We start from the raw sequence: 13,251 nt of genomic DNA on the forward strand, positions 1-13,251 counted from the left end.
GGGCACCGGGGCCCGGCCCGGCGAGCGGGCCGGGCCCCGGGCAGTGCGGACTAGCCAGTGGTGTTCACCGGGCGCCTGCGGCCGCCGTCAGGGTGCGCGAGCGGCTCTCGGCGGTGAGGGTCAGGGCCTCGTTCAGGGGCCTGCGGGAGACGGGCCCGTAGGTGCGGGTGAACAAGGTCTGGTCGGAGGCAAACGAGGCGATCTCGTTGATGCGCGGGGCGGTGTGGGTGATGGTGCCGTGGCCGACGCCATGGATGATCGCGCGGGCGAGGTCGAGGACGGAAACGGATTCGCCGGAGCCGCAGTTGACGACGGGCAGCAGCTCGGGGGCGTCCAGGATGCGGGTGAGCATGGTGACCGCGTCGTCGATGTGCGTCAGGTCCCGGGCCTGCGTGCCGTCACCTTCGATCGTCAGCGGACGGTCCTCGGCGACGGCATCGAGGAAGGCGGGGACAACGGCGTCGGGGCCCTCGTCCGGGCCGTAGGTGTTGAAGAACCTCACCACGCCGACCTGGCGGCCCTCCCCCAGGATCGGCCGGTAGATGTCGGCCAGCTGCTCGGTGGCCACCTTGCCCGCCGCGTACGGGGAACGGGGGGCATACGGCGCGGTCTCGGCGAGCGGGCCGGCCTGCTCGCCGTAGACCTCGCAGGAGGAGGCCAGCAGTAGCCGCCTCGCGGCCGACTGGGTGAAGGTGTGGAGCAGGTGCCGGTCGGTGGACACGTTGTGCTCGAACCCGCCGACCTCGAACGAGGCCGGGACGGACTTGAGCGCGGCCAGGTGTACGACCGTGTCCACACGGTCCAGGTCCTGTGCGGTCAGCGACCGTACGTCCCGGATCTCGAGGCCCTGCGGGTTCGTGCGCCGGGAGATGACCGACAGGTTGTCGAGCGGGGTGACCGTGTGCCCGGCGCTGCGCAGGGCCTGGGTGAGGGCTGAGCCGATGAAGCCGGCGCCGCCGGTGATCAAGACCTTCAACGATGCCTCCGCGGAGGTGAGCAGCGAAACGGTCCCTGTGCCGTCTGTCTGCTGCCGCAACCGTCCCGCTCACCGGGCCGTCCGGGAGCGACTCCGGGCTCTCCCGCACACGGGGAGCGTCATCCGCACACCATGTGCGAGAAGGAACGGGTCTACTCAGACGCCCTGTTGCCGTGCCGTGCAAGGCGCTACGCTCGTGCGTCGCCGCCGGTGCGCAGGAGGTACCAATGGGCCCCAACGCGAACGACCTGGGCGCCGTCTTTCGCAGCGCCCGCCATGCCTTACGGCTGAAGCAGGTTGATGTCGCCCGGGCCGTCGGCTACTCGGCGTCGGCCATCTCGCGGATCGAGGGCAACCGGATGCGCGTGGACCTCGACACCTGCCTGCTCTTAGCCCGGGTGCTCCATATCCCACCTGAGCAGGTCAGCGGGTTCCATGCCCCCACGGGCCCGGTGATCGCTACCGTGGGGACCCTACCGATGTCGGACGAGGAGGACGCGATGCGTCGCAGGAACCTGCTGGGGGCGCTCGCTGCCGGAGCGTCGGCCGCCGTCGTCGGCACGGGCACGGCGGCTGCCTCGCCCACCGCAGTCCCGGACCTCGACGACGTGCTGTTCCGGCTCCCGCCCGCCGGCCCCGCGCCGCTGCGGGTGCTGGCCGACCAGACAGCCTCCGCGCGCGAGGCGTTCACCGCCGCCCGCTACAACGACCTTGGCAACTCGCTGCCCGGCCTGCTCTCCGCCGCGGAGGCGACTAGGGACGCGTCCGCCGGCCGGGCCCGTCAACAGGCCAACGCCATCCTCGCCCGCGCCTACGTCCTGGCCTCCGAACTCGCCGCGAAGCAGCATTCCGACGCCGCATGGGTCGCTGCCGATCGCGCTCTGGCCGCTGCCCGGGCTAGCGGGATGCCCGTCCCCGTCGGGGAAGCCGCCCGCGTCCTCGCGATCACCATGCGCCGCTCCGGGAGCTGCTCCTCCGCCGTCCGCTTCCTCACCACCGAAGCAGCCGTGCTCGACCCTGCCGAAGGGCGCACCGGAGCCGTACGGACCACTTTGCTGCTGACCGCGGCGTACTCGGCAGCCGCTGGAGGCGACCGGACAACCGCGCTCGCTCTGCTCGACGAGGCCGATGAGACCGTCGAGCGCCGCCCGCAGGCGGCTCCCAGCGGTCTCTTCACCGTCGATGCCACCAAGACCCAAGCCGCCGTCTACCGCATCGGCGTTCACACCACCCTCGGCACCCCGGACGAGGGCGTGGAGATCGCGTGGGACCTGAACATCGACCTCATGCCGACCGCCGAACGCCGCGCCCGCGCGTGGACGGACACGGCCCGCATGTGGCACGCGCTCGGCAACGGTGAGGACGCATTCGCCGCTCTGCGCCGCGTCGAGGAGGAGGCGGCCCAGGAGGTATGCCGTCCGGCGCTGCGGGCGCTGACGTCGAGCCTGCTCTACAGCCCGGCACGTGTGCAGGGCCTGCGCGAGTTCGCCGTCCGCACGGGAGCCGTTCCCGCCTGACCGGCCCAGCTCCGTCCCGCCGTCGTGGAGCTTCGGTGCGTGGTCACGGTGCCGGAGCGAACCAGGCATGAGGCTCATTCTTGCCGACCAGCTCGATGAGTTCCCGCATCCGATCGGACATCGGCGGCAAGGCGTCCAACGGCCACCAGGCGACCTTGTAGGACTCGTCATCACCAACTCTGGGCGCCTGGCCCGCCTCTACCGGACGGCAGGCGAACACGACCTCGAAGTATTGCGCCACGTGACCGTTGCTGTGCCGCACCTGCGGGGATGATGTCACCGCCACCAGGCGCTCCACCACCACCCGCACACCGGTCTCCTCCGCCGCCTCACGCACTACCGCGGCGGCCGGATCTTCGCCGGGCTCCAGGATCCCGCTCAACGGTGTCCACAGCCCCGCGGCAGACCGCTGTTGCAGGAGCACCCTCTGCTCCTCGTCGATGACCACTCCGACCACCCCTGGCAGCCACAACGGCCAGTCGGAGCCGACTACATTCCGTAGATCTGACACAAAATCAGGAATCATGCCTCCAGACTAGGACGCGAAGAGCGCCGCTGGCGGGCATTCAGAGCACTCTCCTGCTGGCCGGTCGGGGCCGACGAAGAGGAGGACGCCGGGGGACTTCGGTCAGACGACGGCCGGCCAGGGTCACGGTGGCACTAGATGTGCGACTGAGGTGGGTGCGGAGCAGCGTCGCAAGGCGCATTGCCCCCGTGGAGGCCGGTCTTTGAACAGGCCGTCCCGCCTACCGCGGTCAGCGGTCTCTGGCACCCGAGCCCAGCATCACCAGGCCCGTGGTGAGGCACGAGAGACCGATGACAACCGGCGGGAATCCGGCGCGGGGGATGGAGTACAGAGCGAGTCCCACCAGCGTGGTGAGAATGCCGACCATGGACAGGGCGCACGCGATGCGGAACTCGGTGACCTGGTGTCGCACCCAGGTGGCGGCTCTGACTGCGGGCATCGCGATCAGCCGCCCATCGGTGTCGCGCGCCGGGAGACCCATGCCGCCCGCAGGAGGCAGGCAACCGCTGCCGCGCTGAACACCATGCCGGCCGCGGTGCAGGCCGTCACCGCCGGGTAGGGAGCGTCCAGCATCCTGGGGATGGCGTTCAGGGGTGCGAGGGCGTAGATGCACAGCAGGGCCCAGGCGTACGGCAGGGCGGCGGCTCGCGTCGGCCACTTGGACGGCGTCCAGCCGGCGAGGATTGCCGCGGGGACGGGAAGGATAAGCAGGGTGGCCGCTGCGAGGGCGATGGCGTGGTAGGCCGGGTTTCCGTTCACTGGTACCTCTCTAGTGCGAACGCCCACGATAGACCCCGCCCGTCTGACGGGTTCATGCCGGAGTCCGGCAAGATCTGGGCCTGTGGGACTGCCGTCAGAGATCTGTCAAAGACGCGTAAGGAATGTATAAAGTAGCTGGCGGTGTGCCGGGAAGCCTGGTCGGCGAACAGGGGATAACTCTCTTCGCGGATCGGGGATTCTGCCATGGTGCTCGTCGCTGTCTTCGGTGTGGCCTTGTTGGTCGCCGTGCTGCTGTCCGGGCTCGCCGCCCGCACCGTCCTTTCGACCTCCCTCCTCTTCCTGCTCGGAGGGGCCCTGGTCAGTGACGGGTTCCTCGGGCTGATCCACATCACAGCGGACAGCGAGATCGTTTCGGTCACCGCCGATCTGGCCCTCTTCGCCGTGCTCTTCACCGACGGCATGCACGTCTCCTTCCCGAAACTGCGGCAGAACTGGAAGAACCCGGCCCGCGCGCTCGGGCTGGGTATGCCCCTCGCGATGGCCGGCATGGCGCTGATCACTCACTACCTCGTCGGCCTGGACTGGACGACCTCTTTCCTCGTCGGCGCGGTCCTCGCACCCACCGACCCGGTGTTCGCCTCCGCCATCGTGGGACGGCGGGAAGTTCCCGCGAAGCTGCGGCAGCTGCTGAACGTGGAGAGCGGAATCAACGACGGCCTCGCCCTCCCGGTCGTACTGATCCTGATCGCCGCCGCCCGACCCACCTCCGGACACGCGCAGGCATCCATCGGCACGATCGCCCTGGAGCTCGGCCTGGGGCTGGTTTTCGGGATCGTGCTGCCACTGGCAGTCGCGGGACTGGTGCGGCTGCGACTGCTCGGCGCGGAGCCGAAGCTCCAGCCGCTGCTGCCACTGGCGACCGGGATCATCCTGTACGGGCTGTGCCACCTCACCCACGCCAACCCCTACCTGGCCGCGTTCTCCGCAGGCGCCGTCCTCGCCTCCATCTCGCCCGAGGCGAAGACCCACTTCGAACCGCTCGGCGAGATGCTCACGGAGCTGGCCAAGTTCGCCGCCCTCCTCGTCTTCGGCGCGCTGCTGACCCCGGCGCTCTTCGGGGATCTGCCGGTGGGCGGGTACGTGGCGGTGGTGCTGGCGATCGTTCTGATCCGCCCGGCCTCGTTCTTGGTGTCGCTGCTGGGGGCGCGGATCGAGCGGCGGGAGAAGCTGGTCGCCGCCTGGTTCGGGCCCAAGGGTTTCGCGTCCGTCGTCTACGGCCTGCTCGTGCTCCAGGCCGGGATTCCCCAGGGCGAGGCGGCGTACACGCTGATCGCCGTCTGCATCGCCTTCTCGATCATCGCCCACTCCAGCACCGACGTGCCGATCGCCCGGCTCTTCCGCGTCGACGACCTCGCCGGCATCCCGAGCGAGGAGCCTGCACCGACGCCGTCCACTCTTCCCGCCCCGAGCAGTGCACCCGACCAGGAGAAGCGTCATGCCCGCCCGTGATCTTGCCGAGCCCTACCCGCACGTGACGACCGACGCCCCGGCTGTGGACGCCATCCGTCTGCTGGCCGAACAGAATCTGCCCGCGCTGCTGGTCCTGGACACCGACGGCACTCCGTACGCGGCCGTCCCCGGCTCCCAGCTGGTCCGCCAGCTCGTCCCCGAGTACGTGATGGAGGACCCGCTGCTCGCCGCGGTCATCGACGAGCGGCACGCCGAAGCGATGACCGAGGCCCTCGCGGGCAAGACGGTCGCCCAGTGGCTGCCCGCCCGTACGTTCAAGCCGCCGTACGTCGGTCCGGACGCGGGGACGATGCAGATCGCGGCCGCCATGGCCCGCACCCACGTCCCGCTGGTCGCGGTCGTCGAACACGACGGCGACAGGGGCCGGCTCCTCGGGGTGGTTTCGGCGGCCGGGCTGATGCGGCACCTTCTCGCAGTGGGCGGTCAGGCGTGAGCGGCTGGCAGAGCTGGGCCGCGATCGCCGTCTTCGCCGGCGTCTACGTCCTGATCATCACCGAGTGGGTCCACCGCGTCGCCGCCGCCTTGGGCGGCGCCGCCTTGATGCTGGCCATCGGCGCCACCGACGACATCGCCGCCTTCCACTCCGACAAGACCGGCATCGACTGGAACGTCATCTTCCTGCTCCTCGGCATGATGATGATCGTCGGCGTCCTCAAGCGCACCGGGCTCTTCGAGTACCTGGCCATCTGGTCGGTGAAGAAGGCCAAAGCCCGCCCCTTCCGCGTCATGGCCATGCTGGTCATCATCACCGCGGTCGCCTCCGCCCTGCTGGACAACGTCACCACCGTGCTGCTGGTCGCCCCCGTCACCCTGCTGGTGTGCGACCGGCTGAAGCTGCCAGCGATGCCGTTCCTGCTCGCCGAGGTGTTCGCCTCGAACATCGGCGGCACCGCCACCCTCGTCGGCGACCCGCCCAACATCATCATCGCCAGCCGGGCCGGCCTCACCTTCAACGACTTCCTGGTCCACCTCGCCCCGCTGGCCGCGGTCCTCACCGCAGTCCTGGTGCTGCTGTGCCGGGTCATGTTCGCCAAGTACTTCGTCTACGACGAGAAGCGCGCCGCCGACATCATGGAGCTCCGCGAACGCGAGGCCATCACCGAGCCGCGACTCCTCGCCCAGGGCCTGGGCGTCCTCGCCCTCGTCGTCGCCGGATTCGTCCTCCACCCCGTCCTGCACTACGAACCCAGCGTCGTCGCCCTGCTCGGCGCCGGCCTGCTCATCGCGATCTCCAAGGTCGAGACGGGCGAGGTGCTGGGCGAGGTGGAGTGGCCCACCCTCGCGTTCTTCGCGGGCCTGTTCGTCATGGTCGGCGCGCTGATCGAGGTCGGCGTCATCGGCGATCTCGCCAGCGCCCTCGCGGACGCCATCGGCGGCGCCGAGCTGGGCGGCTCCATGCTGCTGCTGGGCGGCTCCGCCGTCCTGTCGGGGATAGTCGACAACATCCCCTACGTCGCCACTATGGCCCCCATCACCAGCGAGCTCGTCACCAGCATGGGCGGCGACCCCGACCACGTCATGTGGTGGGCACTGGCCCTCGGCGCCGACCTCGGCGGCAACGCCACCGCCATCGGCGCCTCCGCCAACGTCGTCGTCCTCGGCATCGCCGAACGCAACCGGACCCCGATCACCTTCTGGCAGTTCACCAAGTACGGGCTCGTCGTCACCGCCGTCACGATCGGGGTCTCGGCTCTCTACCTGTGGCTGCGCTACTTCGCCTTCGCCTAACAGCCCCGCCCCTGCCTTCGGACTGAGAATGGAGCACCCTTCAGATGCCGAACTGGCGTACAGAAGCGATCTCGCTCGCCCTGTGGTGGGCGGGGCTCACCATCCTCCTGTGGGGCGGAGGCAAAATCCGGGACACACCAGCCTCCCTGGTGGCATGCGCCGCCAGCGCCGCCCTCCTCATATCCCTCGGCGAAGCAGCCCACTGGCTGCGCCGCCGCATCCGCGAACGACGTGCAGCCCGCACCTCCACAACCCGCTGAGGACCGCGCTCAGATTTCGGAGTCCGGCCAGCCCAGCATGCAGACGCCGATCGCCGCAGTCTGGAGCGTGCAGCAGGTCGGCATCTGCGTCACGGACCGCATGATCACCGGTGCCGGGCAGAAACCCACGCAGCAGCCGCTGCCGCCAGTACGAGCGCCCCGACAGCCAGCAGCGGCGTGCCTGGACCGGGCAGCACGTACATCGCCGCTCCGGCCGCAGTCAGGACGGCGCCGAAGGCGAAGAGCGGCGAAATCGGCCCGGTCCGGGAAGCGCGGGTCATGGGATGAATCTCCTGGCAGGGAGGGAGGAACGTTGCCCCAGGTTCCCACGGAGCAGAGCATTGGTACAGAACCCCGTCCCACGTGCCCGGGTGAGCCGAGCCACGACGGGTAGGCGACAGCTCTACGGCCGCGCCGCCTCTGATCACTTACGCTCGTAGGAGGGCGCGGGGGCTGGAGCCCTCGTGTCCCCTGCTGCACCCCGCATCCCCGACTCGCTCGCGACGCTAGCCGTCCCCCTCGCGGACCTGGCCCCCTACTACCGCAACCCGCGCACCGGCGATCTGGACGCCATCGGGAAGTCCCTGTCCACTCACGGCCAGTACAAGCCGATCGTGGTCAACCGCGGTACACACACCGGGCGCCCGAACGAGATCCTCGCGGGCAACCACACGGCGAAGGCCGCCCGGAAGCTCGGCTGGGATGACATCGCGGTCACCTGGCTGGACGTAGACGAGGCCACGGCCGCGAAGATCGTCATCGTCGACAACCGGACCAGTGACCTGGCCGGGTACGACACCGCCCTCCTCGCGGACATCCTCACCGACCTCCCGGACTTGGAGGGGACTGGCTACGACCAGGAGCAGCTGGACGACCTCTTGGACGACACCTCGCTGCCCGCGCCGATCGAGCTGCCGAGCGACGGCGCCGGCACGGGGGCCGCCGCGACCGTCGACTACCTCCAGTGGGGGTACCTCCAGTGGTCATCCACCCGTGTGCGGATCACGCAGGACGAGGTGGAGTTCCTCAACGCGATCTACAAGCGGTACGTGGACGAGCAGGACTCCGACCTCGGGTTCGGCTGGCACGTCCTCAACGAGGAGCACCACGCCAGCGAGGAGAACGCCGCGTGAATCCCCTCGACGTACGGTTCGATCCCGCCTACCCGCTGGATAAGCTCCGCCCGGCCGACTACAACCCGCGCCGTCTCTCGGAGAGTTCGTTCGTCCGACTCCAGGGGTCACTGCGCCGCCACGGCGTGGTCAAGCCGGTCATCCTCAACGCCGACGGGACACTGGTCGCTGGTCACCAGAGAACCAAGGGGCTGAAGGCGATCGGGCAGACCACCGTGCCCGCGATGATTCTTCCCCAGAAAGTCCGCCTCCAGGACGAGATCAAGTTCAACCTCCTGCACAACCGCGTCGAGACCGAGAGCAGCGTCGTCTACGCGGAGGCCGGACCGATCGGCCAGTGGTGCTGGATTCCGTGGCAGAGCATCGAGGTCATCGCCTCCCGCAACCTCCCGTTCCAGCAGGCCATCGGCTTCATGACCGCCGCTCACGGCCCGTGGGGGTCTGTCGTCATCGATGACCAGGGTCGTGTCGTGCTGAACGCGGAGTATGCGGCGGTCGCGAAGGCGCAGCGGTTCGACATCCTCGCGTGGACCGTGGCCTCCTTCGATGCCGGCCAGCTGGTCGAGGACCTGACGGGCGAGTACGGCGTCTACGACTGGACGGGGCTGGAGGAGCAGGCCCCCGTCTGGAATCAGCACATCGTTCAGCCGAACCGGCTCCGCGAGCACTCCTCGAAGGCGAAGGCGGACAAGGTCCGCTACAAGTCGGAGGTCTGGGAGAGGCTGGTCCTGCCGTGGCTCACAACCTCGCATCGGGTCGTGGACTTCGGGGCCGGGCACGGTGACTACGCGAAGCACCTGCGCGCACAGGGCTACCGGGTCCAGGACTACGAGCCGTACCGGACGCTCAAGGGCAAGTACAGCCTGGACGTCCGCGGGATCGTGTCCATGATCCGCGGGATCGAACGGGAGCTTCGAGAGGGCGGGTTGTACGAGGTCGTCGTTCTGGACTCGGTGATCAACGCGACCACCAGCCTCGAATACCAGCACTGGGTGCTGCTCACCGTGAACGCGCTCTGCGCGGCCGACGGGCAGGTGTGCATCGGCACCCGAAACCTGGAGCGGGAGAAGGCGTACGAGAACTCCGAGCACTCCATCAGCCGGGATTCCACACGTCTCGCGTTCCTGGACGAGCACAGCGTTGACATGCGGTTCGTGCGCGGGAAGTGGCAGCGGATCCGGTACCACACCCCGGAGTCGCTGCGGGGCCTCCTGTCCCGATATTTCGAGGAGGTGGAGCTGAGCGACACCACGCGGGCCACGGTCAAGGCCGTCTGCCGCAAGCCGCGCCCGTTCCCCATCGAGGAATACGAGGAGGCATTTCGGAATGAATTCAATATGCCCTACCCCAACGACTTCCGGCACGATAAACATGAGGGAATCGTGGAAATTCTGATAGAATTGATCAAGGATAGGAATAGCCAAATGGAGGGGTAGTAGATGAAATCGGGGGCGGACCTCAAGAGGGTTCGCGTAGAAATAGAATCACGCGACAAGTACGGCATTATGTGGCTGGCCGGGATACGTCAGCTCGACCTCACGCAGCACTGCCTGAAGACGTTCGCCGAGTGCGACAGGCCGAAGGTGGATCGCCGGCTGGAGCGGCAGACCCTGCTGCTGCCGGCGGATTCACCTCCGGTCGCCTGGTACCTGTGTGCGCTGCCCCTCCCGTGGGACTGGAGCCGCAACGCTCACCTGGCCTTCGAGTACGCACCCGGCGCGTCTTGGGAGGGTGACGCACTCGTTCCGGGTCTGGGCGTGCAGCTGACCAATGCCAGGCCTATTACTGGATGGGGTGAACAGTCCATCCCTGGCACCGCGCCGATGAGGCATGCGCGGCTGTATAGGACGTGTCGGAATTGGCAATTTGGCTGGTGGCTTCGACAGCACAGGGAGGTCCCCGACGCTCCCGAGAAGCCGCCCCGGCCGGAGCCGGGAGACGGCTCCGAGCAGCTCGCCTTCCAGTGATTCAACCGACACTGTTCAGCCAGTGGCTTGATCGACCTCTTGTCTAGCAGTCTGGCGGCCCGCTATCGTTCCCGGGCCGCCAGACGCATGTCTGGCGATGAAACAAGCCTCAGGGCCACGGCGGTCAGGAAGGGTGGCGCAGGTGCCTCGACGCGGGCGATTTCTAGCCTGCCGCTGACTCACGCAGTTCGGGTCAGCGGGGCGGTTAGGGACTTGGACGTTCTGCCGGAGACGGCAGTCCCCGAACTGAGGGAGAAGTATGCCCTCAGGACGGAAGCCAGGTTGCTCGCCCCGACTCGTAACTGAGGAGACACCTTGTTCGACCGCCTTGTTGACGTACTCGCCCAGGCCAAGACGCTCCGCGCCGTCGTCGACTTCCTGACGATCGTCGTACGCATCATCCCGGCCCTGTTCGTCGTGATCGCCCTCATCCCCTCCTTCTTCGTGTTCGCCTTCATCGCGGACGGACCGCGCCGCTCCCTTCTCGACATCGTGGACCGCCTCACGAAGTGGACCCTGGCCCAGGGCTAGCCCTTCCGAGCCCGGCCCCGCGTCCGCCACAAGCACCTGGACGCGGGGCGGGCCGCGCCACACCGCTGGGCGGCACCCTTCGCTACAGGATCATGGGAGGGTGGCGCGGGGCCCTGGAGTTGTGTTCATGGGCCGCCCCACTCGGGCCGTGCGTGCTGCAATCACTCAACGCCGCGCGGACGCCATTGATTTGAAACTGGCCGGCGTCGACTGGCTGACCATTGGGCGGAAACTCGCCGCCGATCCGTCGATCAACTCCGATGGCGTCGCCTACCCGCAGGGGTACGGCATCGACACGTACAAGCGGGGCGACGAGCCCCCTACCGACTCCCGACTGATCGAGCTCGCCTGCAAGGACGTGTCCAGGGCGCTGACCGAACGCAGCACCGCGCTGGACGACAGCGCGGACGAGCTCCGCAAGCTGATGGTGGAACGGCTGGAGCGGCTGTTCTTCGGCGTCTACCGGTCCGCGATCCGTAACGGCGACCTCCAGGCCGTCGACCGCGCCGTGCGGATTATCGAGCGCAGCAGCCACCTCTTGGGCCTCAACCGGCCGGTGCGCACTGAGGTGTCGGGACCGGACGGCGGTGCGGTGCAGGTGGAGACCGCGGGGCTGGAAGAGCTTCAGCGGCTAATTGCTCTGGCGGGCGACCCGGGCGATGGTGGCCAGGGCTGATGAGGCTGCGGTCCTCCAGCTGTACCGGTCGCTTCCCGCGCCGCGCCGCCGTGAGATAGCCGCCGCCTCCACACCACAGCTCCGTGCCCAGCTCGCCCGTATCGAGCGGGACATGGCGATGGATCGCTCCCCGGGGGCGATGGCTTCCGTCCTCACCGAGGGGCGGGAGATGCAAGCCCCGCACCTGGGGCTGATCGACGCTGCCTTCGAACGGGTCGCGGCCGGCGTCCCGACGAAGCTGCTCCTCACGATGCCTCCCCGGCACGGCAAGAGCCGAAGGGCCGCCCGGTGGGCGCCGCTGTGGTACCTGCGGCGGCGTCCGGAGCACCGGGTGATGATCGCGTCCTACTCCTCCGACCTGGCCGACGACCACGGCCGGTGGATCCGTGACGCGATCCTCACCTACGGGCCGCAGATCGGCATCTCGCTGCGGCCGGGCTCCTCGGCGGCGAACCGCTTCGACCTGCTGGGGACCGAGGGCGGCGCCGTCATGGCCGGCGTCGGCGGTGGCCTGACCGGTAAGGGCGCCCACCTGGCGGTGGTCGACGACCCGATCAAGGACGCCGCGGAGGCGTCGAGCCCGACGATGCGCCGCCGGTTGTGGGAGTGGTGGCAGGCCGTCCTCCTGACCCGTATCGAGCCTGGCGGCTCCGTCATCCTCATCCAGACCCGCTGGGACGAGGACGACCTCGCCGGGCGGGTCCTGGCCGACGAAGGCAACCGCTGGACCGTCATCGACCTGCCCGCGCTCGCTCTGTCCGATGACGACGCCCTCGGGCGCCGGGTCGGCGGCCCGCTCTGGCCGGAGCGGTATGACGAAGCCGCGCTCGCGGAGATCCGACGCTCTGTCGGTGAACGCGTCTGGTGGAGCCTCTACCAGCAGCAGCCCCGGCCGCAGGACGGCGGAGTCTGGGACTGGGCGTGGATCACCGGCAACCGGATCAGCGCCGCGCAGCTACGCGGCATCGACCTCAGCAGAATCGTTGTGGCAGTCGACCCTGCCGGGGGCGAGTCCGCCGTGGGCGACGAGACCGGCATCGTCGCGGCGGCCCGCGACGCCGAGGGCCACATGTATCTCCTGGACGACCGGTCCGGGAACCGTGGAGCCGACGCCTGGGGCCGGGAGGCGTGCGTCCTCGCGATCGAGCTGCGGGCGGACGCGATCGTGGTGGAGGCCAACTACGGCGGCGACATGTCGAAACAGATCCTCCACCAGGCGTGGCAGGAACTTCAGCGCGAGCAGCGCACGGAGAACATGCTGATGCCCGCCGTGCTCCCGGTCACCGCGAAGCACGGCAAAAGGTTGAGGGCCGAGCCCATCGCCCAGCTGTACGAGCAGGGACGCGTCCACCACGTCGGGCAGTGGCCGCAGCTGGAGCAGCAGATGGTGACCTGGGTCGCCGGCATGGACTCCCCCGACCGGATGGACGCCGCCGTGCACGCCATGACCGAGCTCGCTGACCCGCAGCGCAGCGGCGCCACATCATCCGGCTACCAGGACGGAAGGCTCACCGGGCGCCGATGAGCTGGTGCCGCCCAAGGGGCCGCCCGAAAGGGTGGCCACCCGGACTGTGGGCGGTGTGGCGCGAGCCGACACGAAGGCGGTGGTGTGGAGTGGTAGGGCCCGGCCACCCGGACACAGCGGCCGTGGTCCTGTCGGATGACAGAGCGATGTCAGTGGGGTCTG

At 68.9% G+C, this 13,251-nt stretch carries 16 protein-coding genes; 11 read left to right on the forward strand and 5 right to left on the reverse strand.

Features of this window, described 5'->3' with window-relative positions; all coding sequences use genetic code 11:
* Positions 1 to 64: 64 nt before the first annotated feature.
* Positions 65 to 976 carry an NAD-dependent epimerase/dehydratase family protein gene (locus AC3IYJ_RS16580; RefSeq protein ID WP_489402058.1) on the reverse strand — a complete coding sequence of 304 codons (912 nt, stop codon included), beginning with the start codon at positions 974 to 976 and terminating at the stop codon, positions 65 to 67.
* Positions 977 to 1,203: 227 nt separating this feature from the next.
* Between AC3IYJ_RS16580 and AC3IYJ_RS16585 the strand changes: the two genes are divergently transcribed.
* Positions 1,204 to 2,493 carry a helix-turn-helix domain-containing protein gene (locus AC3IYJ_RS16585; protein WP_489402059.1) on the forward strand — a complete coding sequence of 430 codons (1,290 nt, stop codon included), beginning with the start codon at positions 1,204 to 1,206 and terminating at the stop codon, positions 2,491 to 2,493.
* A 43-nt stretch (positions 2,494 to 2,536) separates the two neighbouring features.
* On the opposite strand, the gene AC3IYJ_RS16590 is transcribed toward AC3IYJ_RS16585, so the two are convergent.
* The 3 genes from AC3IYJ_RS16590 to AC3IYJ_RS16600 form a co-directional block, all read right to left on the reverse strand.
* Positions 2,537 to 3,019, reverse strand: coding sequence for an NUDIX domain-containing protein (locus AC3IYJ_RS16590; RefSeq protein WP_489402060.1), 483 nt, complete (start codon positions 3,017 to 3,019; stop codon positions 2,537 to 2,539).
* 229 nt (positions 3,020 to 3,248) lie between these two features.
* Positions 3,249 to 3,458, reverse strand: a complete 210-nt coding sequence (locus tag AC3IYJ_RS16595; protein WP_489402061.1) for a hypothetical protein — start codon at positions 3,456 to 3,458, stop codon at positions 3,249 to 3,251.
* Positions 3,459 to 3,463: 5 nt separating this feature from the next.
* A complete protein-coding gene (locus tag AC3IYJ_RS16600) occupies positions 3,464 to 3,778 on the reverse strand; it encodes a hypothetical protein (RefSeq protein WP_489402062.1) in 315 nt (104 codons plus the stop codon).
* 204 nt (positions 3,779 to 3,982) lie between these two features.
* Between AC3IYJ_RS16600 and AC3IYJ_RS16605 the strand changes: the two genes are divergently transcribed.
* From AC3IYJ_RS16605 to AC3IYJ_RS16620, 4 genes are read left to right on the forward strand one after another with little or no spacing between them, the layout of a single operon-like run.
* On the forward strand, positions 3,983 to 5,248 hold the full coding sequence (locus tag AC3IYJ_RS16605; protein WP_489402063.1) for a cation:proton antiporter: 1,266 nt from the start codon (positions 3,983 to 3,985) through the stop codon (positions 5,246 to 5,248).
* Positions 5,235 to 5,702 carry a CBS domain-containing protein gene (locus AC3IYJ_RS16610; protein ID WP_489402064.1) on the forward strand — a complete coding sequence of 156 codons (468 nt, stop codon included), beginning with the start codon at positions 5,235 to 5,237 and terminating at the stop codon, positions 5,700 to 5,702. Before AC3IYJ_RS16605 ends, AC3IYJ_RS16610 begins: the two co-directional genes overlap by 14 nt.
* Positions 5,699 to 6,997, forward strand: a complete 1,299-nt coding sequence (locus AC3IYJ_RS16615; RefSeq protein ID WP_489402065.1) for an ArsB/NhaD family transporter — start codon at positions 5,699 to 5,701, stop codon at positions 6,995 to 6,997. The genes AC3IYJ_RS16610 and AC3IYJ_RS16615 overlap by 4 nt, the downstream gene beginning before the upstream one ends.
* A 44-nt stretch (positions 6,998 to 7,041) precedes the next feature.
* Positions 7,042 to 7,257, forward strand: coding sequence for a hypothetical protein (locus AC3IYJ_RS16620; RefSeq protein WP_489402066.1), 216 nt, complete (start codon positions 7,042 to 7,044; stop codon positions 7,255 to 7,257).
* A gap of 104 nt (positions 7,258 to 7,361) precedes the next feature.
* On the opposite strand, the gene AC3IYJ_RS16625 is transcribed toward AC3IYJ_RS16620, so the two are convergent.
* Positions 7,362 to 7,538 (reverse strand): hypothetical protein, encoded by a 177-nt coding sequence (locus AC3IYJ_RS16625; protein WP_489402067.1) that lies wholly within the window; start codon positions 7,536 to 7,538, stop codon positions 7,362 to 7,364.
* A gap of 183 nt (positions 7,539 to 7,721) precedes the next feature.
* On the opposite strand from AC3IYJ_RS16625, the gene AC3IYJ_RS16630 reads away from it, so the two are divergent.
* The 6 genes from AC3IYJ_RS16630 to AC3IYJ_RS16655 all read left to right on the forward strand — a co-directional run bounded on the left by AC3IYJ_RS16630 (position 7,722) and on the right by AC3IYJ_RS16655 (position 13,089).
* Entirely contained in the window at positions 7,722 to 8,390 is a 669-nt protein-coding gene (locus AC3IYJ_RS16630) for a ParB/RepB/Spo0J family partition protein (RefSeq protein WP_489402068.1), read from the forward strand.
* On the forward strand, positions 8,387 to 9,826 hold the full coding sequence (locus AC3IYJ_RS16635) for a methyltransferase domain-containing protein (protein WP_489402069.1): 1,440 nt from the start codon (positions 8,387 to 8,389) through the stop codon (positions 9,824 to 9,826). The genes AC3IYJ_RS16630 and AC3IYJ_RS16635 overlap by 4 nt, the downstream gene beginning before the upstream one ends.
* 3 nt (positions 9,827 to 9,829) lie before the next feature.
* On the forward strand, positions 9,830 to 10,357 hold the full coding sequence (locus AC3IYJ_RS16640; RefSeq protein ID WP_489402070.1) for a hypothetical protein: 528 nt from the start codon (positions 9,830 to 9,832) through the stop codon (positions 10,355 to 10,357).
* Between the two features lie 315 nt (positions 10,358 to 10,672).
* The gene (locus AC3IYJ_RS16645; protein ID WP_327308496.1) at positions 10,673 to 10,888 is read left to right on the forward strand and encodes a hypothetical protein; all 216 of its coding nucleotides are present in this window, start codon (positions 10,673 to 10,675) and stop codon (positions 10,886 to 10,888) included.
* Between the two features lie 148 nt (positions 10,889 to 11,036).
* A complete protein-coding gene (locus tag AC3IYJ_RS16650; protein WP_489402071.1) occupies positions 11,037 to 11,564 on the forward strand; it encodes a hypothetical protein in 528 nt (175 codons plus the stop codon).
* Positions 11,548 to 13,089 (forward strand): phage terminase large subunit family protein, encoded by a 1,542-nt coding sequence (locus AC3IYJ_RS16655; RefSeq protein WP_489402072.1) that lies wholly within the window; start codon positions 11,548 to 11,550, stop codon positions 13,087 to 13,089. Before AC3IYJ_RS16650 ends, AC3IYJ_RS16655 begins: the two co-directional genes overlap by 17 nt.
* The last annotated feature ends 162 nt before the right edge of the window (positions 13,090 to 13,251 follow it).

It is taken from the genome of Streptomyces sp. GL_140, assembly GCF_057834465.1.

What these genes read in the sequence shown, in the direction of transcription:
- AC3IYJ_RS16585 (WP_489402059.1), top strand. Translation starts at nt 1,204, where the DNA reads ATGGGCCCCAACGCGAACGACCTGGGCGCCGTCTTTCGCAGCGCCCGC.
- AC3IYJ_RS16590 (WP_489402060.1), bottom strand. Translation starts at nt 3,019, where the DNA reads ATGATTCCTGATTTTGTGTCAGATCTACGGAATGTAGTCGGCTCCGAC.
- AC3IYJ_RS16595 (WP_489402061.1), bottom strand. Translation starts at nt 3,458, where the DNA reads ATGCCCGCAGTCAGAGCCGCCACCTGGGTGCGACACCAGGTCACCGAG.
- AC3IYJ_RS16605 (WP_489402063.1), top strand. Translation starts at nt 3,983, where the DNA reads ATGGTGCTCGTCGCTGTCTTCGGTGTGGCCTTGTTGGTCGCCGTGCTG.
- AC3IYJ_RS16610 (WP_489402064.1), top strand. Translation starts at nt 5,235, where the DNA reads ATGCCCGCCCGTGATCTTGCCGAGCCCTACCCGCACGTGACGACCGAC.
- AC3IYJ_RS16620 (WP_489402066.1), top strand. Translation starts at nt 7,042, where the DNA reads ATGCCGAACTGGCGTACAGAAGCGATCTCGCTCGCCCTGTGGTGGGCG.
- AC3IYJ_RS16625 (WP_489402067.1), bottom strand. Translation starts at nt 7,538, where the DNA reads ATGACCCGCGCTTCCCGGACCGGGCCGATTTCGCCGCTCTTCGCCTTC.
- AC3IYJ_RS16640 (WP_489402070.1), top strand. Translation starts at nt 9,830, where the DNA reads ATGAAATCGGGGGCGGACCTCAAGAGGGTTCGCGTAGAAATAGAATCA.
- AC3IYJ_RS16655 (WP_489402072.1), top strand. Translation starts at nt 11,548, where the DNA reads ATGGTGGCCAGGGCTGATGAGGCTGCGGTCCTCCAGCTGTACCGGTCG.